The following is a 23573-nucleotide window of genomic DNA, read 5'->3' on the forward strand; positions in this document are numbered from 1 at the left end:
ATTTTATATCAGAACTTGAATTTTCCTCCCAATGAATACAGGGCAGGAGTAGGAATAAGAGGTTCTCCAAAGCTTCCCATTTTGGAATCATTAAATTGTATGTTGGCCCTTGCTTCCAAAAAAAAGTTTTCCTGTACCTCATAGCCAGCACCTGATACAATCCCTATTCTGGGAGACAAAGGCGCTCTCCCATCTTTTTTCGCCTCCCTTTCCAGTTCCATCCCAGAAAGAAGGTATAGCTTTTCCGTAAGATAATACCTTCCCAAAAGAGCAGTTCTAAACCTATTGGAAACAATATATGTATCGTGAAAACCTTCCAATAGGACATCCAGTTCTTCGGACAAATCATAGTTTATCAGAAAAGACGAGTGTTCTTCATTGCTGAAAAATAGAGGGTAAGAAAACCCTTCTATGTTTAAATTGCCTTGTTTCATAAGACCAAAGGGGTCCGGCTTAGGCTCTTGACTATATACCGCAACAAGCCCCATAAAAAAGAAAAGAATCTTGGGAACTTTTAAGTGTGAAAATACAGGTTTCACTTTCAGTAATTGCATATCTAAAAGTAGATGAAACGCCTTGGTATTCCTAAATATTTAAAATGAATTTAACGTACAGGTATTCGCCTTCACCTTAGAGGAAAAGTTTTGAATTTAAGCGATATCCAGAGGATTAAGGAGTTCATCTGCAAAAAAATAGGGAACGCAATCGTTATAGTTGATTTAAGATTTTTCCAGACCCGATTTTTCTTAAAGAAAACAATATATTAGGGCTCCGCAAAAAGTTTGTATGGAAGAGCGAGCAAAGCGAAAATGGTGGAAAGAAGGCATTGTCTATCAGATTTATCCTAGAAGCTTTCAAGATACGACGGGCAATGGCATTGGTGATTTAAAGGGCATTATCCATAGATTGGACTATATTAAAAGTTTAGGAGTAGATATTGTTTGGTTGAACCCTATATACAAATCCCCAAATGATGATCATGGCTATGACATAAGCGATTACCGAGGCATAATGGAGGAATTCGGTACTATGGCGGATTTTGACGAGTTGCTTAAAGGAATGAAACAAAGGGGTCTAAAGTTGGTTATGGACCTTGTTGTGAATCATAGTAGTGACGAACACCCTTGGTTCAAGGAATCCAGAAAATCCTGTGACAACCCCTATCGGAATTATTATCATTGGTGGCCTGCGGAAAAAGGAAAACCGCCCAAGCGTTGGAGCTTTTTTGACATTGAGGAGAATGCCTGGAAATATGACCCAAGTACCAAAGCGTATTACTTGCATTGTTTTTCCGAAAAACAGCCCGATCTAAATTGGGAAAACTCCAAAGTACGGCAGGAAATCTATGACCTCATGAAATTCTGGTTCGACAAAGGGGTCAACGGTTTTCGTATGGACGTCATTTCCTTTATCTCAAAGGACACAGACTTTCCAGAACTTCCTGAAGAATATGGAGGAGATTTTATCCCATACTATGCCAATGGGCCCAGACTCCATGAATATTTGCACGAGATGAACAAGGAGGTGCTAAGCAATTATGATGTGATGACCGTTGGTGAGGGGACCGGTATATCCATTGAGCGTGCATTGGATTTCGTTAACGAAGACCGAGAGGAACTTAATATGTTCTTTCATTTTGATTTGATGGACCTTGATCGAGAGCCCGGTCAAATGTTTACAATGCGAAAAGAAAAATGGAAGCTTACCGATTTCAAACGGATACATTCCCAGTGGGATTCCATTTTTGCTCAAAAAGGTTGGGGAAGCATCTATTTGAACAATCATGATTTTCCTCGGGCCGTAAGCCGTTGGGGAAATGATTCAAAAGCGTATTGGCACAATTCGGCCACTATGCTACAGACTTTTGTGCTTACCATGCGGGGAACTCCTTATTTTCTGTATGGTGAGGAAATTGGAATGACCAATATAAAGTTTAATGACATCAGTGATTACAGGGATATTAATACCCTAAACCGCTATGAAACCCTTAAAAACGAGGGCGGGGATCTTGAGGCATTTATTCAAAATGAAAAACATGCCAGTAGGGACAATGCCCGTACACCCATGCAATGGGATCTTTCCAAAAACGCCGGTTTTACCAAGGAAAGACCTTGGATAGGAATCAACGGGAATTACGAGGAAGGTATAAACGTTATGACCCAGGAATCCGAAGAAGATTCCGTACTCAACTATTTTAGACGTATGATCGGTGTTCGTAAGTCCAATACTACATTAATCTATGGAGACTATACCTTGCTAGCACCAAAAAATGAAGATATCTACGCGTACACCCGTAGCGATAGTAAAAACACGTTCTTGGTATTGCTCAGTTTTTCTATAGAACAGGCCGAAATTAATCTGAAAGAACTGGATTTTGAGCATGCCAGACTTATCATTAGCAATGCTGAGGCAGCTGAACTTAAGAAGGATACAAGGTTTGCACTAGAACCTTACCAAGCGGTAATTTATCAATTGCATTGAAACCGATTTTAGTATATTTAAGCCCCTTAACACCGGCTATGCTAAAAAAACAACGACTTCTTTTTTTTCTTGCCATTCTACTTTTTTCAGTAGTAAGCCATGCCTGTTCCGTAGTATATTACATCGACTCTGTTACAGGAAAGATTTATGTGGCCAACAATGAGGATTATTGGTATGATGTAGATGCCTATATCCAGATCGTTCCAAAATCCAAAGGGGAATTGGCCCGTCTCTGGTATGGTTGGGATGATTTTGCCCAAGGGGGAATCAATGAATCAGGACTGTTCTTTGATGGTGCAGTTACCCCGGAACAACCTAAAATAAAAGGTTCCAAAAAAATAAAAGGGAATTTAGGGGATGAAATCTTGGCCTCCTGTAAAACGGTACAGGAAGCCATTACATTTATTGAAGAAAGAAAAATCGCGTTGCCCGATGCCCACATCATGTTTGGTGATGCCAATGGAAATGCCGTGGTCGTCGAGTGGATGGACGGAGATCGGAAAATCGTTCCCATAACGAACAATAAATTAATCATGACCAATTTTTTGCTGGCCGACCCCTCAAAAGGAAACCATCCATGCCCAAGATACAATGCCATCCAAAAAAACTTGGAGGCCTTGGAGAAAAATAAAGATTCTATAAGTTTTTTGGAAGTTGCAAACACTGTTGGCAGTTCAGTTCAAACACCGGCTGTGGATAAGAAGGGTAGAACAGGCGGCACATTATATTCAACCTTTATCAATATTTCGGATATGGAGTTAATATTGGTTTACAAATTGGATAACAAAAAAATATCAAGACTGGATTTACAAATGGAGTTTAAGAAGCCAAAGGGAAGAAAAATTGAGTTAAATTCACTTTGACCCTAAAAAAATCAAGTGGGAAAAATGAAAATTAAACCTTCCAAAACATTTGTAAACCTGAACTTCCAGATTTATTCTGTAACAAAACAAAGTAACGCTCTACTAATCAATAACAACTTACCAACCCGTACGTGAACAAGGAACTGGAACATCAATTTGTTACAGAGCTTGAGAACAATCAGAATATTGTTCATAAGGTGTGTACGCTATACACCAATGATAGGGATTCGCACAATGACCTTTTTCAGGAAATAACCATACAACTATGGAAAGCTTATCCAAAGTTTCGAGGTGAATCCAAATTCAGTACATGGATGTACCGCGTAGCATTGAATACAGCGATTACTTTGTATAGAAAATCAAAAAGACAGGTAATCACCCAAGATTATGAATCGGTAATTTTTAAGATAAAGGCCGACGAATATGATGAGACGGAAGAGAAACAACTGAAACTGATGTACAACGCCCTAAAACAATTGGGCGATATTGAAAAGGCCCTTGTCTTTCTTTATCTGGAAGATAAGGACTATAGGGAGATTGCAGAGACCTTGGGTATCACAGAAGTGAACGCCAGGGTAAAGATGAATCGCATCAAGAATAAATTGAAAACCATATTGAATCCTTGAGGATATGATGGACGAATTAGAACTTCTGAAGAAAGATTGGCAAAAAAAGGGAGCGGAGCTTCCCAAATTGTCCTTTGATGAAATACAGAACATGCTATGGAAAAAATCTTCTTCCATAGTTAGATGGATATTGATCATTAGTATTTTGGAGATTTCGCTTCCCCAATTATTATTTTTGTTTCCCTCCATTAGGAATTCAATGGCCCTTTTGGACAATTCCACCTTTAACCTTGGCTTGCTGATTCTGTCCATTTTTTATTATGCGGTGGTCGTCTATTTCATTTATCTTTTTTACAAACGCTACAAGGAGATTTCCGTTCTAGAAAACGCTAAAACCCTTATGGACAAAATAATCCTTACCAGAAAAACCGCTTTCTATTATATCATTTTTTCCCTAAGCATGTTTTTTGTCTTCTTTTTGTACTATGCCTTGGAAATGTATTTCGTAGATGATGTCTTAATGAGTATCGATGGTTTTGAGGAAGTGCTAAAAAAGAGAACATTGGAAGAAATCCGGACTATGGTGTTCTGGGGGGTTATCCTTGGAGGGTTCTTCTTTACCCTTGTAATGGGCGGAATCTATTTTCTGCTTTACGGAATCTTGCTCAGGAAGCTTAAAAGAAACTATCAAGAACTGAAACGTTTGGAAATCTAAACTTTCTTTCGATTGCGGAACCTGCGCAATTCGTTTTCCTGTTCATAGGCCAGTAACTCTTCTTGAGGGATCACTTTCAAGAAGGAAGGGTGCTGTTCTATGGCGTATTCCAATTTTTCAATAATAGATTCCGGAGATTCGTTCCCGTAGTCTATTTCCAGAGGTTCTTTGATGACCATAGACTGCAAAATGCCCTTTTTCTTTACGCGAAGCCCTTTTTTATCGAACGAACGACGAAATCCATCAATAACTACAGGAACAACCACAGGTTTATATTTTTTTATAATATGTGCAGTACCTTTTCGCAAAGGTTTCCATGGCGTGGTCGTACCCTGGGGAAAGGTAATGACCCAGCCATCTGCCAAAGCCTTACCAATATTGGAAATATCGCTCATTTTAACCTGCCGTTGCACATCCTTACCTTCCGATCGCCAGGTGCGTTCCACGCTAATAGAACCGGCATAGGCAAAGACTTTGGTGAGCAGGTTCTTTTTCATCGTCTCGGCAGCAGCCACATAATACACGTTCAGTTTCGGGTTCCATAGATAACCCAAATTCTTTAAGGAGTCTTCTCTTCCTGATAAACTTGCATTAAAAACATGGAACATGGCCACCACGTCCGCAAAATAAGTCTGGTGGTTACTTACAAAGAGTACGTTTTCCCCAGGTAGGTTTCTTATGACTTCCGAACCTTCAATTTCCAATGTATTGAAGCCCTTGTAGCGTGAGCGCGTCATAAGCCCCATGATTCGAATGAGCCACTTTTTTAAAAAGAGAATATGCCCAAAAGGATTTTCCTTGAATAAACCCATAAAGGCAAAACTACAAAATATGGAGCTATAAGACCTGTCTCAACAACTCCTTGATCTCACTTAGCATCATGGCCGTAGCTCCCCAAACAGTGTAACCCTTTAAATTAAAGGCAGGTACATCAATATTTGCCGCATACGAAGTGCTTAGCTTTTGCATGAAAATTTTGGAATCATCCATAAAGTCAGCAACCGGAACCTCTACCAAAGCTTCTACCTCGGATTGCTGAGGTGCAAATAAGGGCTTCCTATTTTGATGAAGGCCTATATAAGGATGCACTTCAAAATTGCTAGGAGGAATATAGATCTCACTCAATGACCGTATAACCTCAATTTCAGTTGAGGGAACACCCACTTCCTCATGGGTTTCCCTGAGAGCCGTCTCTTTTAAATCCCTATCACCCCGCTCTGATTGCCCCCCGGGAAAACCTACTTGCCCTGAGTGTACGTCCTTAGGATGGGCCTTTCTAAGGATTAGTAGTATGTGTGCCAAAGCATTAGTATCCGGATAGAACAAGGCCATTACCGCAGCTCTTTTTGGGCTTCTTTTTTTTTGTCTTGCTTCCTGCATTAGTCTAATCCTTGTTTCAGGAGCCATTTTAAAATGGGAGACTTCACCCGGTAAGGGTAGATTTTTTATTTTTGAAAGTCGTTGGGAAAATAAATCGAAATCCATGCTATTGAAAAAAATCGCTTTGCATACAATATTACTACTATTTTTGACTGGATGTGGGGATTCCTCGGCTAAAAAACAGATTGGGGAACAGGTAAAATCCGCAGAGAAGGATACCATGCAAATGGACTCCTTGGCGTCCCATGAGAAAGAGGAAAAGTTCGTGCTTACCGAGGAAAATGCCATCGATTTTTTCTTTGATTACCAAAAGGACCTAAAAGTGAACAAGGTAAAATTGACCACCAGTATGGGTAGTTTTACCGTACAGCTTTATGACAATGTACCCTATCACAAGGCCAATTTCATTTTTCTGACCCGTAAGGGATATTTTGATGGTACACAGTTTCACCGCGTAGTAAAAAACTTCATCATCCAAGGTGGAAACGCAGATGATAAGGCCACACCGGAAAAACGTCGGGAAATTGGCCGTTATCTCCTACCACCGGACACCCGAAAGGGATATAAACACCATAGAGGTACTTTGTCCATGCCCAGTAGTGAAATCAACAATCCGCATATGCTGGCCTCACCCTACGAATTTTTTATCGTAGTTACCAATCCAGGTTCGTATCATTTGGATGGGGAATATACTCCCTTTGGAAAAGTAATCCAGGGAATGGAAGTAGTGGATAAAATTAACAAGGTAAGGGTAGGCAAAGGAGATTGGCCCTTTCAAAATGTATATATAGAAAAAGCGGAGGTTTTGGAGTAGATGCCAACTTAAATCCCAAATTCCAAAACTCAAACTTAGAACTTAGCTTTCGATAACCAAATATGTCATGCTGAGCGAAGTCGAAGCGCCAAGACTCAAATCCCAAGTTTCAAATTAGAAGAAAACGGTTTTTAGGGAAGTTGGATTTTGGTCCTTGTAATTTGAAATTTGAAGTTTTACTTTTTGTTTCTGTAGATATTAGGCAAAGCAATCTTAAAACGGACGGCCAATAATCGGATAATAATGATAATAAGAATCGCTGTGACGTAGGAAAAGGCCCCGGCCCAAGGCAACTTGATCAAAAGGAAATAGCTGATTCCTCCAAAAACACATGCTGTGGCATAGACTTCTTTTCTGAAAATCACAGGAATCTCATTGCATAGGATATCACGGATCACTCCACCAAAAGAAGCTGTAATGGTTCCTAGGAAAATACACATTACGGGCATTAGATCGGCTGAAATTCCTTTCTCTATTCCTACCATTGTAAAAAGCCCTATACCAATGGTATCGAACAAAAAGAGTGTTCGCCTCAAATACTTTAACTGGTTCACGAAAAGTATGGCGAAGACTACGGATCCCAAAATAGTAATAACATAATCAGAACTGCGCATCCACATAACAGGAGTATCGCCGATAAGCATATCCCTTAGGGTTCCCCCTCCTACCGCGGTGACAAAGGCAATAATACACACCCCGAAAAGATCCAGCTTTTTTTCCATGGCCACCAATACTCCCGAAATGGCAAAGGCAATGGTTCCTAGAATATCAATTATATAGTAGAACATGGGATTATAACTGTTGGGTATAGTAATTGTAATCCTTAATGGCAATATCCACGAAATCAATAGGTTTTAAATCCGTAACTATTTCGGCCACTTCCTTGATCTTATCACTCAAAGAAACAATAATTTGGTGGTCTCCGTTTACTCGTGCCGCATCATAAAGCTCCTTTATGGTCTGCATCTCCCTATCCTTAAAAACAGTGACCTGGGGGAATTTTGGAGCATAATCTTGGGGCAATTCCCGTAAGATAGTGTCTTTTAAAAAGACCCTTTTACGCTCGCTTATAACCGTAGTGCCAGCGGCAATATCCCCTACACGCTGTCCTTTGCCCCTGATCAATATGGTCAATACCGCCACCCCTCCGGAACTTAAGGCCACATCGATTATCCGTAAAATCCATCGAACGAAATAACTAGCAAAATTAGGCTTTGAACCATCCAATTTTACAACACGAATGTGCATAAGGTTCTTACCGATAGTCTTCCCGTCCGTAAAGGTTTCCAAGAGAACGTAATACAAAAAAGCAGGTAAACTCAATAGTAAATACAGTGCCCACATATCAGCAAAATCTACGTCAAGTGCCAACAACAACCAAATCATTAATACTGTATAGACCAGTATAACAAAACTGTCTATGATGTACGCCAGCATGCGGTCTCCGAGATGGGCCGTATTTTGATCGATACTTATATTTTGGGCCGTTTCTATTTGAAATTGTTCCATAGTTTCGTTTCTTTGAGGTAAACCCAAAGTTGATGCGCGAGGCGGCATTCGTAAAGCAAAATAAAGACAAATGGGCTGTTTTTGAAAATGCCCTGTCCAACAAAACGAAGATAGCGCCCGATGTATTGTCCGACCTTTACATTGAAATCACAGACCAACTCAGTTATGCCAAGACCTTTTATGGTGGTAGCAATACGGAATTTTATCTAAATTCCCTTGCATCACAAGCACATCAAAAAATATATAGGACTAAAAGGGAGCCTAAAAATCGCATTGTAGAGTTTTGGAAGGCCGAGTTTCCCACTATGTTCTATTACCATCATAGGGAATTGCTCATCGCTTTTCTGGTTTTTTCCTTTTTTGTTGTGGTAGGCGCTTTTTCTTCGGCCAATGAGGGAGATTTTGTCCGATCTATTTTAGGGGATGGTTATGTAAACATGACCTTGGAAAATATAGAAAAGGGTGACCCCATGGCCGTTTACAAGGAGATGGGCGAGTTCAACATGTTCCTAGGCATAACCATCAACAATATCCGTGTGGCCCTCTTGGCCTTTGCCTATGGGATTTTTCTTGGTGTAGGCACCTTGATCATTATGCTACAGAACGGTATAATGCTGGGTAGTTTTCAATATTTTTTTTATGACAAGGGGCTTCTATGGGAGTCTGTACGTACCATTTGGATCCATGGTACCATAGAGATTTCTGTCATTATTATAGCAGGATGTGCAGGTTTGGTGTTGGCCAATGGAATGCTGTTCCCCGGCACCTACACCCGATTGGAGTCTTTTAAAAGGGGAGTGAAAAACGGTCTGAAAATCATGATCAGCACCGTACCCTTCTTCATTATCGCCGGATTTCTGGAAGGGTTCGTTACCCGACATACTGAAATGCCAGATGCATTGGCTATTCTGATTATTGGTGGATCCTTAGCACTCATTACATTCTATTATATTATATATCCGAGACAAATCCATAAAAAGCTAAACCATGAAGGATGACTACATTGAGTTTAAAAAACAACGCGAACTTGGCGAGATTCTGTCCGATACCTTTGCCTTTCTCCGTAGCCAATTTAAACCCTTTTTCGCTACATACTTCAAGATAGTCGGCCCATATTTAGTTGTATTGCTTGTAGCTTCAGGGTTTTATCTGTATTCGTTTCAACCTTTTTTTGATATTGGATCAGAACCATCCGATCAGATATTTGGAGGAGCCGTAATGGTGTTGTCTCTTTTTGTTTTCCTAATTTCCTTGGTACTGGTCTATTCAATCTCACAATCCACAACCTTGCATTATATAAAATCCTATGCAAACAACAAAGGCAGTATTGATTTGGCCGAAATTAAAAGGGAAGTATACGCCACCTTATGGAGTTTTATTGGACTAGGGTTTTTGGTGGTACTATCCATCATAGCCGGATTTATGGCCTGCGTCATTCCCGGAGTTTACCTATATGTACCTTTGGTGCTTTCTTTTTCCGTATTGGTATTTGACCAAAAAGGAGCTACGGATGCCTATGGATATAGCTTTACACTAATAAAGGATGAATGGTGGATTACCTTTGCCACACTATTGGTCATTGGTATAATCGTTGGTATCGCCAGCTATGCCTTTAACATACCGGCCGCCATCTATAGCTGGATGAAAATGGGCATTTTTTCCGGAGAATTGGATGCCGAAACCATGACGGGCAATTTTGTAGATCCTATCTACATCCTGTTAAATGTACTAAGCACCTTGGCCAGTCTTCTGCTCAATTTGATATCCGTTATTGCGGCTGCCTTTGTATATTTTAACTTAAACGAGAAAAAGAATTTCACAGGTACCTACGAACGCATCCAAAATTTAGGTAAAACCCCTGAAAATTAGGCATGCGGAAATTTTTACCTTTTTTCTGCCTTTTAATTCTAGGGACAATTTCGGTTTTGGGACAAAAGGATTCCACTGGCCCTATTTTTGATACCGGGCCTTTAGAAATCAAAAAAATAACGGATGAGGATTTACAAACCTTTAAGGACAATCCTGACTTTAATTATGAGGTCATTGAATCCAGCCCTTCTTGGTGGGATAATTTTTTGACCTGGCTTTGGAATTTACTCCTCCGCTTTTTCCAATGGCTTTTTGGTGTAGAAAAGGCGGCAGGCTTTTTAGCAGAATTTTTCAGCTGGATACCTTATGTCCTTTTGGGGTTGCTTCTCTTTTTACTCATTAAGTTTTTTCTAAACATCAATGCAAGGTCACTGTTTTATTCCAAAAAAAATCCATCCTTGGTAACGCTTTCCGAGGAGGAGCATATTATTAAAAACGAGGACATACAACAGTTGATTCAAGAGGCCATACAACAAAAGGACTATCGTTTGGCGATACGCTATTACTATCTGCATATTTTAAAAATGCTTAGTGATGGAGAGTTTATAGAATGGCAGCTTCAGAAGACCAATGCCGATTATATCTCCGAAATTGAAGAACTTGAACTGAAACAGCCGTTCGGCCATATTACCCGGTTGTACGACTATATCTGGTACGGGGAGTTTGATATCGATGAGGCTAAATATACTAGGCTTGAAACCAATTTTACCTCCTTTAAAAAAAGAATACTTAAAAATGGGTAAAAAGGGAGTCACATATATCATAATAGCCCTACTGACCGTTGCTCTTTTAATGCTTATGCAGTACAATAAGCCAAAGGAAATCAATTGGTTTCCTTCTTATGTTATGCAGCACAAAATACCCTATGGCACTTATGTGCTCAATGAGGTCATGGCACATTTTTTTTCGGGTAATATTGAACAAATACATGTTTCGCCTTTTGAATTTTTAACCACCAATTCCAGTATAAAAGGTACCTACTTTTTTGTAAACGACCGTATTGAATTCGGGGAAACGGAATTGAATGCACTCTTGGACTGGACGGCCCAAGGCAATAACCTATTTATGGCCGCGGGAGGTTTTGAAGAGCAATTATTGGACACGTTACATGTAGAAACCGGCTCTCTTTACGCAGGCTTTGGCGAGGAAGGGGTACAATTTCATAAATTGGTTCATCCCATGCTAAAAAAGGATTCCCCCTATCCATTTAATAAAGATAGTTATGCCTCCTATTTTGAATCTTTGGATACCTTGAAGACCCATATTTTGGGAGCGGTGGAAATCCCATCCGTAAGCGATAGTATTCAAACGGCACACTTTAATGTTATCAAACAAAAGTTCGGCAAAGGTGAAATTATCCTTTCTTTATTTCCCAAGGCATTTACCAATTACTTTATTCTAAAGGAAGGAAATAAAGATTACACAGCCGGTCTATTGTCCTATTTGGATGGTTCGCGAACTGTCTATATGGATAATCATCATAAGGCCGGAAAAACATTTTATACATCTCCAATGCATATTTTCTTGAACACCAAAGCATTAAAATGGGCCTACTACATTGCATTGATAGGTACTCTTTTTTATGTGGTTTTTGAGGGCAAAAGGAAGCAGCGGGCCATACCTGTAGTGCGTCCCCTAAAAAATCAAACACTTGCCTTTACTAGGACCATCGCGGATATGTATTTTGAAAAAGGGGAACAAAAACAGATAGCCGAGCATAAAATAGCCCACTTTTTGGAATACCTGCGGTCTCATTTTTATTTGGATACCCAAAACAGGGATGAAGGATTTTATAGCAACCTTGCATCCCGTAGTAACCATTCCGTAGAAGGAGTGAAGGAATTGTTCAACCTTATAGAAAAACTAAAAGTTCGTACAGAAATAAGTGATATCGAACTCAAAAAGCTAAATACATTAATAGAAAAATTCAAAGTAAAAGCAAATGGAAGAAAATAGTACTCCAGAAGAGGAGCTTAGTTTTAACAGTCGTATTCCGTTGAAAGACCTAAAAAAAACTGTCGACGATATCAAGGTTGAACTTTCCAAGGTCATTATAGGTCAAAAAGACTTTATAGAACTGCTCATCGTATCCCTTTTAGTGGATGGTCATGTGCTTATAGAGGGAGTTCCCGGGATTGCCAAAACCATTACGGCCAAACTTTTTGCCAAGACATTAAAGACCGATTTTAGTCGGATCCAGTTTACCCCGGACCTAATGCCCAGTGACATTCTGGGGACTTCCATCTTTAATGTAAACTCTTCAGAATTTGAGTTTAAACAAGGCCCTATTTTTTCGAATATCATATTGATCGATGAAATTAATCGCGCGCCCGCGAAGACCCAGGCCGCTTTGTTCGAGACCATGGAGGAACGCCAGGTAACCATGGATGGCACAACCTATACCATGGAAACACCCTTCATGGTGTTGGCCACACAAAATCCTATTGAACAAGAAGGCACCTACGCATTGCCGGAAGCACAATTAGATCGATTTATCTTTAAGATAAAAGTTGCTTACCCATCGGTTGAAGAAGAAATACAAATCATTCAGACCCATCATGAACGGCAAGGTTCAAAACCTCAGGAAATGATAAAGTCTGTTATTACACCGAAACAGTTGGCGGATTATAAATCTAAGATCCAGGAAATTATTGTCGAAGAAAAAATAGTCAAGTACATCGCAAACATCATCACAAAAACCCGTAACCATCCCCATTTGTATCTGGGTGGTTCTCCCAGGGCCTCTATAGCCACTTTAAACGCTGCCAAGGCTTTTGCTGCCATCAATGGACGCGATTTTGTTATTCCCGAAGATGTAAAAAAAGCTTTGGTTCCGGTACTGAACCATCGGATTATCCTTACTCCGGAACGTGAAATGGAAGGGGTTACCACGGATGGTGTTGTACAAATGATTATGGAATCTGTTGAAATACCACGTTAAGCCGTGCATTTTTTAAGGTCGTTCTACATACATAACACATTTTTCAGATACCTTGCCGTATTATCCGCATGTTTTGTGCTATCGTATTGGCTGCCTTGGCTTTATCCCGTTGCGTGGTTGCTTACATGGGTGCTTCTGGGCCTACTCCTGTTCGATGCCTATTTGCTCTATTCCCATACAAAAGGCCTTGAAGCGCAAAGGAAGCTTCCCCAAAAACTATCCAATAGTGATATAAACCCTCTAAGCATCAAGTTTACCACATATTATCCTTTTAAAACCTATATATCCATTATTGATGAACTCCCGACCCAATTTCAAAAAAGGGATTTTATACATAACACACATATCACAAAAGGAGAATGGAAAACGTTTGGGTATTCGGTTCGCCCCGTGGACCGGGGCGAATATGTATTTGGCAGCCTGAATCTGTACGCATCGTCACCCCTAAGAATTGTAAAGCGACGCTTTGTCTTTCAAAAAGATCAAATGGTGCCTGTATACCCAAGTATCATCCAAATGCAACACTATGATTTTCTCGCCATAAGCAATAAGCTAACGGAATTCGGTCTAAAAAAAATCCGCCGCATCGGGCATACCCAAGAGTTCGAGCAGATAAAGGAATATGTAAGGGGAGATGATTTTAGAACTATAAATTGGAAGGCTACCGCCAAGCATAATCATTTGATGGTCAATCAATATCAGGATGAAAAATCACAACCCATTTATTCTCTAATAGACACGGGTAGGGTAATGAAAATGCCCTTTAACGAGTTAAAATTATTGGACTACGCCATTAATGCTACCCTGGCCTTTTCCAATGTGGCCTTAAAAAGAAACGATAAAACGGGAATGCTTACTTTTTCAAAGAACATTGAATCCTTCGTCCCAGCGCTGCGGAAGATTACCCACCTTAATACCATTTTGGAAAAACTATATAACATTACCACCGAGTTTACCGATTCCGATTTTGGATTGCTTTATGCACATATTAAACGAAAGGTGACCCATAGAAGCCTATTGCTCCTCTATACAAACTTTGAACATATTTCAGGGCTCAGGCGGCAATTACCCTTTCTTTTGGCCATGGCAAAACATCATGTGCTGGTAGTAATCTTTTTTGAGAACACTGAACTGGAGGAACTCATATCCACTGATGCAGAGGACTTACAGGCCATTTACCATAAAACTATAGCCGAAAAGTTTTCCCTGGAAAAACGGCTAATGCAAAAGGAATTGCAACGATATGGCATACAGACCATCCTAACCAAGCCTGAAGATCTCACCATTAATACCATCAATAAATATTTGGAGATAAAGGCGCGCGGACTTTTATAAGATGACCTTTCAAAAAATTAGGATAACAAAACATGGGGAGTGCAAAAGATAACGGACAAAAGTTTGTTAACTTTAACAGGGTTCATCAACCCTAAAGAACAAAAGCCATGCAAACAATTTTAGGCTCCGGAGGTGCCATAGGCACGGAACTTGCCAAGGCACTTACCCAATATACTACCAACATACGATTGGTAAGCCGAAATCCAGTAAAAGTGAATACAACGGACCAACTGGTATCCGCTGATTTGCTGAATCCGGATGCGGTCCAAAAAGCTGTAAAAGGCTCTTCCATCGTTTATGTCACCGTAGGATTTCCCTATAGTTTTAAAGTCTGGCAGGAGAGTTGGCCCAAGTTTATGGAAAATGTTATTAACGCTTGTAAGGCCAATAACTCAAAATTGGTCTTCTTTGATAACATCTATATGTACGATAAAGGCCATCTAAACGGTATGACAGAGGATACGCCCATAAATCCACCAAGCCAAAAAGGAAAGATCCGGGCCGAAATTGCACAGATGATCTGGAATCAGATTGAAGCAGGAGAACTTACAGCGCTCATCGCGCGATCTGCGGATTTTTATGGCCCATCCATAAAGCAGACCAGCATGTTGACGGAAATGGTATTCAAGAAACTGGCTTCAAATCAAAAGGCCAATTGGTTGGTTTCCGTTGACCAAAGGCACTCTTTTACCTATACTCCGGATGCCGGAAAAGCAATGGCCCTATTGGGAAATACCGAAGATGCCTATAACGAAGTCTGGCATTTGCCTACCGCATCAAATCCGTATACAGGAAAAGAGTGGATAGAGACCATTGCCAAAGAAATGGGAGCACCACCAAAGTACCAAACTGCCCCAAGACTTTTGGTACGGATATTCGGGTTATTTATCCCCATTATGAAAGAGATGGTAGAAATGCTATATCAGTATGATAGAACCTATGTTTTTGACAGTAGCAAATTTGAAAAGCGGTTTAACCTTTCCCCCACACCTTATTTGGAAGGGATCAAGAGCATTATTAAAATTGACCATAGTTGAAATTTAGAATTGATTAGTTATGCCATCCATTTTACATACAGCCGAAAGCCGAGGCCATGCCAATCACGGTTGGTTGGATTCCCATCATACGTTTAGTTTTGCCAATTACTACAATCCGGATCGAATGAATTTCGGCGTATTACGGGTACTCAATGACGATATAGTTTCCGAAGCCAAGGGATTTGGCACACATCCTCATAACAACATGGAGATCATTTCTATTCCCCTGGAAGGTGATTTACAGCATAGGGATAGTATGGGGAATTCTGCCATCATTAAGCAGGGAGATGTTCAGGTCATGAGTGCCGGTACCGGTATTCAACATAGTGAGTACAATAAGAATCCTGACAAACCCGTGAAGTTCCTTCAGATTTGGATGTTTCCCAATAAGCAAGACGTGGAGCCACGGTATGATCAAATATCCTTAAAGGATATCGAAAGGAAAAACGTCTTTTATCAAATTCTGTCTCCAAACAAGCAAGACCAAGGAGTCTGGGTACATCAAGATGCATGGTTTCATTTAGGGGACTTTGATACGGGTTCCTTGGAAACCTACACCATAAAGAAAAAAAATAATGGGGTATACATTTTTGTGTTAGATGGGGAAGTCATCATTAATAATCAATCTTTGGGAAAACGGGATGGATACGGAATTTGGGAGATAGATGGGTTTATTCTAGAATCCAAGAAACGATCCAAGGTATTGACAATGGAAGTTCCCATGGTCCTTTCATAAACCGTTATCTTAGTTTGTCGTCTGGTCTTTCTTTTTTTTCCAGAAAACAACTCTATGGTAACACCTACGGAAATTCCACCCAGAACCGTGGCCGCAAGATCGCCGTTGTCCCAAGCGTTGTTTTGCTTTTCATCTAAAGCTTCCTTGGCCGTTCCTGCCAAGAGACTGCCTGCTACCGCCCCAGTAAAGATCCAAAACCGATTTCCATCCGAGAGTTCATCCGCTAGAACGGCTCCGCCTACACCACATAAGGCTCCTATTCCAAAGTGCAATACTTTATCTTGTTCTAGCTGCGCGTTGCCCTGAAAAGCTATTAAGGTAAATACAAATAAAGCGATTACATGTTTCATGGTCTTCAAAAGTAGCAATAGTTTCAATCGTATTTATTCGGAATGAAAAAATTTGTACTTGCAATTTCATACCACAGGAAATCCATAAAAAGAATTCGGTTTGAAAACAATATATGGTGATAGAATTCTTCTTGAGCCGGAATTCCTTATTTTAGTCCGTACAAACCTTCAATACCAAAACATAAGCACATAATGAAATGTAATATCCCCTCCCGAATCTTCATATTCCTATTCATATCCTTGTCCATTTTTACATCTTGCAGCACGAAGTCCAATAAACCAAAGGAAATGCCTTTGGTCGTTTATGAGGATTCGTTACAGGAAATGGCCAAGGCCTTGGAAGCCAGAAAAAACATAGCTCCCAAGATTGCGGATGGACTTGTTTTAAGCCTATGGGCATCCGATTCCTTGGCTCCCGACCCTATCGCCATGGACATCGATGATTTTGGCAAAATCTATTTGACGAGTACCAATCGACAAAAAAATTCGGAATTCGATATCCGAGGTCATCAAGATTGGATGACGGCATCCATCTCCTTGCAATCCGTTGAAGATAGAAGGAATTTTTTGCGCTCCACTTTTTCCCCTGAAAAGAGCAAGGAAAATGAATGGTTCCCGGATTTGAACAATGATAGCATCCACGACTGGAAAGACCTTACCGTTGAAAAGGATGAGGTATGGATGCTAGAGGACACTAATAACAGTGGCCTTGCCAACAAGTCGACCCGAATTTTAGAGGATTTTAATGAAGAAATCACGGATGTTGCCGGAGCGCTATTGGTCCGGAACGAAGAGGTATTTGTGGGTGTGGGGCCAGATATGTGGCGGCTTACGGATACCAACGAGGATCAAGTATTGGATGAGAAAACTTCCATAGCCCATGGATTTGCCGTACATATCGGGTTTGGAGCCCATGGAATGTCCGGGGCGGTTGAGGGTCCGGACGGAAAGATTTATTGGGGCATTGGGGATATCGGTGCCAGTATAACCACTGTGGATGGTGAAAAACACCATTATCCCAATCAAGGCGTTATAGTACGGAGCAATCCCGATGGAACTGATTTTGAGGTATTTGCTCGCGGACTCCGAAATACACATGAATTTGTCTTCGATGCCTACGGGAACATCATTTCCTCGGATAACGATGGGGATCATGCCGGGGAGAGCGAGCGTTTGGTCCATATCGTGGAGGGATCTGATGCCGGATGGCGTGCCAATTGGCAATATGGTAAATATACCGATCCAAAAAACAACAGCTACAAGGTTTGGATGGACGAAAAACTCTATGTTCCAAGATGGGAAGGACAAGCGGCCTATATTATACCTCCAATTGCCAACTTTCACAACGGTCCCACCGGAATGGCCTATAACCCCGGAACCGCCCTGGGCAAGGATTGGCTAAACCGTTTCTTTTTGGTCGAATTCGTTGGCGACCCTGGACGTTCCCACATCTGGTCTTTCGATTTAAAGCCTAAGGGGGCTTCTTTTGAACTCCAATCGGATATAGATGTGCTTAGTGGAGTTCTGCCCACTGCCCTAAAATTCGGGCCGGATGGAGCCTTATATCTGGCCGATTGGATCAACGGATGGGGAACCAAAAATTATGGTCGTATCTGGAAATTGGATGTGGAAGAAGGAAAAAACGACCTAAGCCAGGAACGCAAAGAAACGCAACGTCTTATGACCTTGGATTATGAGGATCAATCCACAGAAGAGTTGATCAACCTGTTATCCTATCCTGATATGCGGATTCGTAAAAAAGCCCAGTTTCAATTGGTTAAAAGTACCTTTTGGGGATATAGGGCCTTAAAGGATGTTGCCAAAGAGGGTGCAAACCAGTTTGCACGCATCCATGCCATATGGGGCATAGGTCAAATCGCCGCTACTAATGAGGATAAGGCGGAAATTTTGTTGGAACTCTTGTCCGATAAAGATACGGAAATTATTGCTCAGGCGGCCAAGGTTTTGGGCGACGTAAAATACTCTGAAGCTGGTCCGGCCCTAGTCCAATTACTGAAACATGAAAATGACCGGGTAAAATTTTATGCTGCACAGGCCCTGGGCAGAATAGAATACACTGAGGCCGTACAACCCTTGCTGGATATGGTTTTGGCCAATGACGACAAGGATCTTTATCTAAGGCATGCAGGCGTTTTGGCCTTGTCACGTATTGGAGAAGCAGAACCGATGCTTAACCTTGTGGACAATCCCCAAAAAAGCCTTCGTATTGCAGCCGTGCTTGTTCTTAGAAGGTTACAAGATGCCCGGGTATCGCAATTTTTAAAGGATGCCGACGAATACATTGTTACCGAAGCGGCCCGGGCTATAAACGATGATTGGTCCATTGAAGAAGCATTGCCGGATTTAGCGGAGACCCTTACCCAAGAAAGGTTCTCCTCCGAACCTTTGTTACGAAGAAGTATCAATGCGGCACTGCGCGTTGGTGGTGAAAAGGAATTGGATAACCTTATTGCCTTTGCCAAACGGCAAGAAGTCAGTAGTGGTTTAAGAAGGGAAGCCTTGGAGGTAATTGGTTCCTGGGCATCCCCATCCGTTTTGGATCGTGTGGATGGCCGTTTTAGGGGTGAAATTACTAGAGATCCCAATGCGGTAAAACAAAAAATTGAAAAGGACATTCCACTTTTTCTCAATGAAGCGGATCCAGCCATACTCGTTGGAGCAATGAAGGTTTTAGGTGAATTGGGTATCGATTCCCATAATTCGGATTTATACGGTCTCATGCGAAGAAATTCCGATGCCGAGGTTCGTGCCGCCGCTCTTGGGGCCCTAGCCCAATTGGACGGGTCCAATATCCAAATGGCCATGGAAATGGGCATGAAGGATAAAAGTGAAAAGGTTAGATCCGTTGCCGTGGGACTTATAGGAAAATTGGATGTAAGTAAAAACAAACTGCCAAATATTGTAAATCCTATTTTCAAAAACGGCTCCGTGCTTGAACAACAAGAAATGCTAGGGGTTTTAGGTGAGCTCTCCCTGGACAAAAGCGAAAATGTGTTACGCGGATTGATTCAAATGGCCGATAACAACAAACTCTCCCAAGGAGTAATCCTAGACCTTATTGAAGCCGTGGAAGCTACTAATTCCGAAAAACTAATTGCACAACTTGACAAAATAAAAAGCAATGGCAATACCATGGATTCCTATACGGAAACCCTTTACGGGGGCAACTGGTGGCGGGGACGGAGTGTTTTTACCAATAATCCTACCGCTCAATGTGTACGATGCCATGCGGTAAACGGTGCAGGTGGACAAGTAGGCCCGCCATTAGATAACATCGGCGCCCTCCTAACCCGGGAGCAACTTCTGGAATCGCTCATAGAACCCAGTGTCCGATTGGCTCCTGGTTATGGTAGCGTAAGGTTAACGTTGAAAGATGGTCAAAAAGTCACAGGAGTTCTAGAAGAGGAAACAAAAGAAGAAATCATATTGAGGACTTCAGATGCCGAACCCATGGAGATAGCCATTTCACGAATAAAAAAGAGGGAAAACATGCCATCGGCAATGCCGCCCATGGGTCTGCTGATCAATAAACGTGAGCTACGGGACCTGATGGAATTCCTGGCCAGTTTAAAGGACGATTGACTTCTGAAGAAAGTTCCTTCCTTTGGTATTTTTATAATGTCCAGGAATTTTCCCCATTGTAGGGAAAGCAGCCTTTATAATCCCCTGGGATAGGGTCATATTGCAAGTGATTTTTCCCGATTTCTTCAGAAGTAAAGTAACCTACCAAAGTAAATTGCTTTACCCTCCTATAAAAATCTACAGGTTCCTGTTTGCCCAAAGGGCTTCCCCAAACCGCGGGATTAAATGTATTGGTTTCGACTTCCACCTGTTCTAGAACCTCTTTTCGTTCGTCGACACTTAAGTTAATAAAAGATTCATTGAACTTCTCTTGACAAATCGCTTCAAATCGATCATATCCTTTCATTACATGTTTTTGATCTTCAGGTGAAAGAGTCTTTCCGAACATTAGGTCTACAAAGATATCCACCTTAAGGTCCTTGGCTCCTGGAGTCTCGGTTCGGGGCAATATCATTTCGGTAATTTCCGAAACTACGGCTGCTTGCTCCCCATTAAAAAAGACAGGAACCCAATCGATACGTTTTTGATTTTGGCAAGATTGCAAAAGGCCGGTCAAAGTAGAGCTCCCTAAAGTAGCACCTATTAATAATGCTGTATTTTTTATGGCTATTCTTCTATCCATGCTTATATATTTTGTCTTTTTAATTCTTTTACGGCGTGATCCGCTGCACGTGCCGTGATTGCCATATAGGTTAAGGACGGATTGACGCATGAGGAAGAAGTCATACATGCACCATCCGTTACGAAAACATTTTTAGAAGCGTGCACCTGGTTGAAGCCATTTAACACAGAGGTTTTGGGGTCCTTGCCCATTCGGGCAGTTCCCATTTCATGGATACCATGACCCGGTGGACTTTCATTATCGAAGGGCAAAATATCCTTGAATCCTGATTTTTCCAGCATATCTACAGCATCCGATTTAATTTGATCGTTCATTCTAAGTTCGTTTTCCTTGAACTCACAATCGATATTTAACGTAGGTAGGCCCCACTTGTCTTTCAAATCGGAATTAAGCGTTACTTTGTTCTCATGATAGGGAAGGCATTCCGCAAATCCAGTAATGAAAAAGCCCCAAGGTCCTGGTTTGAAGAGTTTATCCTTGAAATCGCCACCAAAATTGTCGGAATTAATTCCGGAACCCCAGTTAGACCGTCCTGCCCCGCCTTGGTATCCAAAACCCCGAAGAAAACTATCGGACTTGGTTTTTTCATCGAGGTTCACATAACGCGGTATATAGATTCCGTTGGGTCTTCGCCCCGAATAATACTGATCCTCAAAACCTTCGATGGATCCCATGGCACCTACTTTATACGTATGGTCCATAAGATTGTGACCCAACTCACCACTGTCATTGCCCAGTCCATTGGGAAAACGGTCGGATTTGGAATTCAATAAAATCTTCGTAGAACTTATGGCCGAGGCATTGCAAAAAATAATTTTTGCGTAGTATTCCATCTCTTCCATGGTTTCGGAATCTACGATTCGTACTCCGGTCGCTTTTCCTTTTTCGTCATCGTAAATAATGGAACTTACAATGGAATTGGACCGCATGGTTAGATTACCCGTCTTTTCGGCTGCTGGAAGTGTTACCGCATTACTACTAAAATAAGCGCCATATGGACAGCCCCGGGAGCAACGATTTCTAAACTGGCATTTTCCACGGCCGTTTATAGGTTCGGTCAGATGGGCGCATCTACCTATAATGAGATGCCTTCCTTCAAATTTTTCTTCAATGTTCTTTTTCGCATGCTTCTCTACACAGTTCAACTCCATGGGAGGTAAAAAATGACTGTCCGGTAAATGCGGTAGACCCAGAGCTTCACCACTGATTCCGGCAAATTTTTCGACATACGTATACCAGGGTTCAATATCATTGTAACGAATGGGCCAATCCACACCATGGCCATCTTTTGCATTCGCTTCAAAATCAAGGTCGCTCCATCGGTATGTTTGTTTACCCCATGTCAAGGATCGACCCCCAACCTGATGTCCGCGAATCCAGATAAACGGTTTAATCTCGGTATACGGATTCTCTTGATCGTTTGCAAAAAAATGTTCGGTGTCCTCACCCCCCCATCCTACTCTTGTAATTGAACTGGCATGTTTTTGCTTTTCTTCATGTTCCAGGGCACCTCTAAGTTCATAATCCCAAGGGTCTTTGGTCATGGTAGGATAGTCCTGTACATGCTTTACCATCCTACCCCGTTCCAGTACCAAAGTTTTTAATCCTTTTTCGCACAATTCTTTCGCCGCCCAGCCTCCGCTAATACCTGATCCTACCACTATGGCGTCATAGGTATTTTGTTGAACTGCCTTGCCATTGATATTTGCCATTGAGTTATTTTAGTTGATCGTTAATCTCCACACAATATAATCAACATTACGTAAAAAAGTCTAAATACTTCAGGAAAGAAATGGTTTATGGCAAGAATCGAGTGGTCTCTGTTTCCTTTTTTGCTTGGAAGAACTCGTCCATCATTTCCTCTACAATGGTCGCCGCAGGCTCTATGGTATTGATCAAAGCGGAAACCTGGCCAATTTCCAATTCCCCCTCTTCCAAATCCCCTTCGAACATACCTTTTTTGGCACGGCCACGGCCTAACAAGGCTTTTAGTTGCTCTCTGCTGCAATCATCTGCATATGCTCGTTGTACGTCCCTATAGAATTTGTTTTTTAACAATCGTACTGGAGCCAACTCCTTTAGGGTAAGCACAGTATCCCCTTCTTTGGCCTTGAGCACTTCTTGTTTAAAAAGTTCATGGGAAGAAGCCTCTAAACTGGCTACAAATCGGCTTCCTATCTGCACGCCATCTGCGCCGAGTATCATAGCTGCCAGCATAGCTCTCCCTGTGGCAATTCCCCCCGCAGCCAATAGGGGTATTTTAATCTTTTCCTTAACGGCAGGTACTAATACCAGGGTCGTGGTTTCGTCACGTCCATTGTGCCCCCCTGCCTCAAAACCCTCGGCTACAATAGCATCCACTCCTGCTTCCTGTGCTTTTAAAGCAAATTTGACACTACTTACCACATGCACTACAGTTATTCCCCTCTCTTTTAGATAAGATGTCCAAGTCTTGGGATTTCCGGCAGAAGTAAATACAATTTTAACACCGGTTTCAACAATAATATCAATAATCCTATCTAGGTCTGGATAAAGCATGGGGACATTTACACCAAAGGGTTTTTCGGTAGCTTGTTTACATTTTTGAATGTGCTCTCTGAGTACTTCCGGGTACATACTTCCTGACCCTATCAGACCCAATCCACCTGCATTAGAGACTGCGGAGGCTAAACGCCATCCACTGGCCCAAACCATCCCGGCCTGAACAATAGGATATTTTATACCAAAGAGTTGTGTTATCCTGTTTTGCATA

The 23573-nt window shown here is 41.5% G+C and carries 23 protein-coding genes; 14 read left to right on the forward strand and 9 right to left on the reverse strand.

All coding sequences use genetic code 11. The features are described from left to right. Positions 1-8: 8 nt before the first annotated feature. Positions 9-554 carry a hypothetical protein gene (locus ACP2AF_RS19620; RefSeq protein WP_425237839.1) on the reverse strand — a complete coding sequence of 182 codons (546 nt, stop codon included), beginning with the start codon at positions 552-554 and terminating at the stop codon, positions 9-11. A gap of 232 nt (positions 555-786) precedes the next feature. Here ACP2AF_RS19620 and ACP2AF_RS19625 point away from each other — a divergent pair, with 232 nt between their 5' ends. The 4 genes from ACP2AF_RS19625 to ACP2AF_RS19640 all read left to right on the forward strand — a co-directional run bounded on the left by ACP2AF_RS19625 (position 787) and on the right by ACP2AF_RS19640 (position 4625). After that, the gene (locus tag ACP2AF_RS19625; RefSeq protein ID WP_425237840.1) at positions 787-2481 is read left to right on the forward strand and encodes a glycoside hydrolase family 13 protein; all 1695 of its coding nucleotides are present in this window, start codon (positions 787-789) and stop codon (positions 2479-2481) included. Between the two features lie 38 nt (positions 2482-2519). After that, positions 2520-3344 (forward strand): carcinine hydrolase/isopenicillin-N N-acyltransferase family protein, encoded by an 825-nt coding sequence (locus ACP2AF_RS19630; protein ID WP_425237841.1) that lies wholly within the window; start codon positions 2520-2522, stop codon positions 3342-3344. Positions 3345-3475: 131 nt separating this feature from the next. Next, a complete protein-coding gene (locus tag ACP2AF_RS19635) occupies positions 3476-3970 on the forward strand; it encodes an RNA polymerase sigma factor (protein WP_120713948.1) in 495 nt (164 codons plus the stop codon). 4 nt (positions 3971-3974) lie between these two features. After that, positions 3975-4625, forward strand: coding sequence for a hypothetical protein (locus ACP2AF_RS19640; RefSeq protein ID WP_425237842.1), 651 nt, complete (start codon positions 3975-3977; stop codon positions 4623-4625). Here ACP2AF_RS19640 and ACP2AF_RS19645 read toward each other — a convergent pair. Then, positions 4622-5437, reverse strand: a complete 816-nt coding sequence (locus ACP2AF_RS19645; protein ID WP_425237843.1) for a lysophospholipid acyltransferase family protein — start codon at positions 5435-5437, stop codon at positions 4622-4624. The two genes, ACP2AF_RS19640 and ACP2AF_RS19645, sit on opposite strands and share 4 nt — an antisense overlap. A gap of 25 nt (positions 5438-5462) precedes the next feature. Then, positions 5463-6005: an NUDIX hydrolase gene (locus tag ACP2AF_RS19650; RefSeq protein WP_425237844.1), complete on the reverse strand. Its 543-nt coding sequence runs from the start codon at positions 6003-6005 to the stop codon at positions 5463-5465. A 103-nt stretch (positions 6006-6108) separates the two neighbouring features. Between ACP2AF_RS19650 and ACP2AF_RS19655 the strand changes: the two genes are divergently transcribed. Beyond that, positions 6109-6819: a peptidylprolyl isomerase gene (locus tag ACP2AF_RS19655; protein WP_425237845.1), complete on the forward strand. Its 711-nt coding sequence runs from the start codon at positions 6109-6111 to the stop codon at positions 6817-6819. Positions 6820-6995: 176 nt separating this feature from the next. Here the strand turns inward: ACP2AF_RS19655 and ACP2AF_RS19660 are convergent, their stop codons facing one another. Further along, positions 6996-7607 carry a trimeric intracellular cation channel family protein gene (locus ACP2AF_RS19660; RefSeq protein ID WP_425237846.1) on the reverse strand — a complete coding sequence of 204 codons (612 nt, stop codon included), beginning with the start codon at positions 7605-7607 and terminating at the stop codon, positions 6996-6998. A gap of 4 nt (positions 7608-7611) precedes the next feature. Then, positions 7612-8328, reverse strand: coding sequence for an RDD family protein (locus tag ACP2AF_RS19665; RefSeq protein WP_425237847.1), 717 nt, complete (start codon positions 8326-8328; stop codon positions 7612-7614). A gap of 32 nt (positions 8329-8360) precedes the next feature. On the opposite strand from ACP2AF_RS19665, the gene ACP2AF_RS19670 reads away from it, so the two are divergent. The 8 genes from ACP2AF_RS19670 (at position 8361) to ACP2AF_RS19705 (ending at position 16246) form a co-directional block, all read left to right on the forward strand. Then, the gene (locus tag ACP2AF_RS19670) at positions 8361-9326 is read left to right on the forward strand and encodes a stage II sporulation protein M (RefSeq protein ID WP_425237848.1); all 966 of its coding nucleotides are present in this window, start codon (positions 8361-8363) and stop codon (positions 9324-9326) included. Beyond that, the gene (locus tag ACP2AF_RS19675) at positions 9316-10197 is read left to right on the forward strand and encodes a hypothetical protein (protein WP_425237849.1); all 882 of its coding nucleotides are present in this window, start codon (positions 9316-9318) and stop codon (positions 10195-10197) included. The genes ACP2AF_RS19670 and ACP2AF_RS19675 overlap by 11 nt, the downstream gene beginning before the upstream one ends. Positions 10198-10199: 2 nt before the next feature. After that, positions 10200-10940 carry a DUF4129 domain-containing protein gene (locus ACP2AF_RS19680; RefSeq protein ID WP_425237850.1) on the forward strand — a complete coding sequence of 247 codons (741 nt, stop codon included), beginning with the start codon at positions 10200-10202 and terminating at the stop codon, positions 10938-10940. Next, positions 10933-12153 carry a DUF4350 domain-containing protein gene (locus ACP2AF_RS19685; protein ID WP_425237851.1) on the forward strand — a complete coding sequence of 407 codons (1221 nt, stop codon included), beginning with the start codon at positions 10933-10935 and terminating at the stop codon, positions 12151-12153. Before ACP2AF_RS19680 ends, ACP2AF_RS19685 begins: the two co-directional genes overlap by 8 nt. Beyond that, positions 12140-13138, forward strand: a complete 999-nt coding sequence (locus ACP2AF_RS19690; RefSeq protein ID WP_425237852.1) for an AAA family ATPase — start codon at positions 12140-12142, stop codon at positions 13136-13138. Before ACP2AF_RS19685 ends, ACP2AF_RS19690 begins: the two co-directional genes overlap by 14 nt. Before the next feature lie 3 nt (positions 13139-13141). Further along, entirely contained in the window at positions 13142-14473 is a 1332-nt protein-coding gene (locus tag ACP2AF_RS19695; RefSeq protein WP_425237853.1) for a DUF58 domain-containing protein, read from the forward strand. Positions 14474-14580: 107 nt separating this feature from the next. Further along, positions 14581-15510, forward strand: a complete 930-nt coding sequence (locus ACP2AF_RS19700; RefSeq protein ID WP_425237854.1) for an NAD-dependent epimerase/dehydratase family protein — start codon at positions 14581-14583, stop codon at positions 15508-15510. 19 nt (positions 15511-15529) lie between these two features. Continuing rightward, positions 15530-16246 (forward strand): pirin family protein, encoded by a 717-nt coding sequence (locus ACP2AF_RS19705; protein ID WP_425237855.1) that lies wholly within the window; start codon positions 15530-15532, stop codon positions 16244-16246. Here ACP2AF_RS19705 and ACP2AF_RS19710 read toward each other — a convergent pair. Then, on the reverse strand, positions 16132-16623 hold the full coding sequence (locus ACP2AF_RS19710) for a hypothetical protein (protein ID WP_425237856.1): 492 nt from the start codon (positions 16621-16623) through the stop codon (positions 16132-16134). The two genes, ACP2AF_RS19705 and ACP2AF_RS19710, sit on opposite strands and share 115 nt — an antisense overlap. A 165-nt stretch (positions 16624-16788) precedes the next feature. Between ACP2AF_RS19710 and ACP2AF_RS19715 the strand changes: the two genes are divergently transcribed. Further along, a complete protein-coding gene (locus ACP2AF_RS19715) occupies positions 16789-20199 on the forward strand; it encodes a HEAT repeat domain-containing protein (RefSeq protein WP_425237857.1) in 3411 nt (1136 codons plus the stop codon). A gap of 31 nt (positions 20200-20230) precedes the next feature. On the opposite strand, the gene ACP2AF_RS19720 is transcribed toward ACP2AF_RS19715, so the two are convergent. From ACP2AF_RS19720 to ACP2AF_RS19730, 3 genes are all read right to left on the reverse strand, one after another. Next, positions 20231-20821 carry a gluconate 2-dehydrogenase subunit 3 family protein gene (locus ACP2AF_RS19720; RefSeq protein WP_425237858.1) on the reverse strand — a complete coding sequence of 197 codons (591 nt, stop codon included), beginning with the start codon at positions 20819-20821 and terminating at the stop codon, positions 20231-20233. Positions 20822-20823: 2 nt separating this feature from the next. Then, the gene (locus tag ACP2AF_RS19725; RefSeq protein ID WP_425237859.1) at positions 20824-22533 is read right to left on the reverse strand and encodes a GMC oxidoreductase; all 1710 of its coding nucleotides are present in this window, start codon (positions 22531-22533) and stop codon (positions 20824-20826) included. Between the two features lie 85 nt (positions 22534-22618). After that, a complete protein-coding gene (locus tag ACP2AF_RS19730; protein WP_425237860.1) occupies positions 22619-23572 on the reverse strand; it encodes an NAD(P)H-dependent flavin oxidoreductase in 954 nt (317 codons plus the stop codon). Between the last annotated feature and the right edge of the window lies 1 nt (position 23573).

This window comes from Ulvibacterium sp., from assembly GCF_965248315.1.
Lineage (GTDB): Bacteria > Bacteroidota > Bacteroidia > Flavobacteriales > Flavobacteriaceae > Ulvibacterium.

Bases quoted from the DNA above. Each gene is read 5' to 3' on its own strand.
- ACP2AF_RS19620 (WP_425237839.1), bottom strand. From the start codon at position 554: ATGCAATTACTGAAAGTGAAACCTGTATTTTCACACTTAAAAGTTCCC.
- ACP2AF_RS19625 (WP_425237840.1), top strand. From the start codon at position 787: ATGGAAGAGCGAGCAAAGCGAAAATGGTGGAAAGAAGGCATTGTCTAT.
- ACP2AF_RS19630 (WP_425237841.1), top strand. From the start codon at position 2,520: ATGCTAAAAAAACAACGACTTCTTTTTTTTCTTGCCATTCTACTTTTT.
- ACP2AF_RS19640 (WP_425237842.1), top strand. From the start codon at position 3,975: ATGATGGACGAATTAGAACTTCTGAAGAAAGATTGGCAAAAAAAGGGA.
- ACP2AF_RS19645 (WP_425237843.1), bottom strand. From the start codon at position 5,437: ATGGGTTTATTCAAGGAAAATCCTTTTGGGCATATTCTCTTTTTAAAA.
- ACP2AF_RS19650 (WP_425237844.1), bottom strand. From the start codon at position 6,005: ATGCAGGAAGCAAGACAAAAAAAAAGAAGCCCAAAAAGAGCTGCGGTA.
- ACP2AF_RS19655 (WP_425237845.1), top strand. From the start codon at position 6,109: ATGCTATTGAAAAAAATCGCTTTGCATACAATATTACTACTATTTTTG.
- ACP2AF_RS19660 (WP_425237846.1), bottom strand. From the start codon at position 7,607: ATGTTCTACTATATAATTGATATTCTAGGAACCATTGCCTTTGCCATT.
- ACP2AF_RS19665 (WP_425237847.1), bottom strand. From the start codon at position 8,328: ATGGAACAATTTCAAATAGAAACGGCCCAAAATATAAGTATCGATCAA.
- ACP2AF_RS19670 (WP_425237848.1), top strand. From the start codon at position 8,361: ATGCGCGAGGCGGCATTCGTAAAGCAAAATAAAGACAAATGGGCTGTT.
- ACP2AF_RS19675 (WP_425237849.1), top strand. From the start codon at position 9,316: ATGAAGGATGACTACATTGAGTTTAAAAAACAACGCGAACTTGGCGAG.
- ACP2AF_RS19680 (WP_425237850.1), top strand. From the start codon at position 10,200: ATGCGGAAATTTTTACCTTTTTTCTGCCTTTTAATTCTAGGGACAATT.
- ACP2AF_RS19685 (WP_425237851.1), top strand. From the start codon at position 10,933: ATGGGTAAAAAGGGAGTCACATATATCATAATAGCCCTACTGACCGTT.
- ACP2AF_RS19690 (WP_425237852.1), top strand. From the start codon at position 12,140: ATGGAAGAAAATAGTACTCCAGAAGAGGAGCTTAGTTTTAACAGTCGT.
- ACP2AF_RS19700 (WP_425237854.1), top strand. From the start codon at position 14,581: ATGCAAACAATTTTAGGCTCCGGAGGTGCCATAGGCACGGAACTTGCC.
- ACP2AF_RS19705 (WP_425237855.1), top strand. From the start codon at position 15,530: ATGCCATCCATTTTACATACAGCCGAAAGCCGAGGCCATGCCAATCAC.
- ACP2AF_RS19715 (WP_425237857.1), top strand. From the start codon at position 16,789: ATGAAATGTAATATCCCCTCCCGAATCTTCATATTCCTATTCATATCC.
- ACP2AF_RS19720 (WP_425237858.1), bottom strand. From the start codon at position 20,821: ATGGATAGAAGAATAGCCATAAAAAATACAGCATTATTAATAGGTGCT.
- ACP2AF_RS19725 (WP_425237859.1), bottom strand. From the start codon at position 22,533: ATGGCAAATATCAATGGCAAGGCAGTTCAACAAAATACCTATGACGCC.
- ACP2AF_RS19730 (WP_425237860.1), bottom strand. From the start codon at position 23,572: ATGCAAAACAGGATAACACAACTCTTTGGTATAAAATATCCTATTGTT.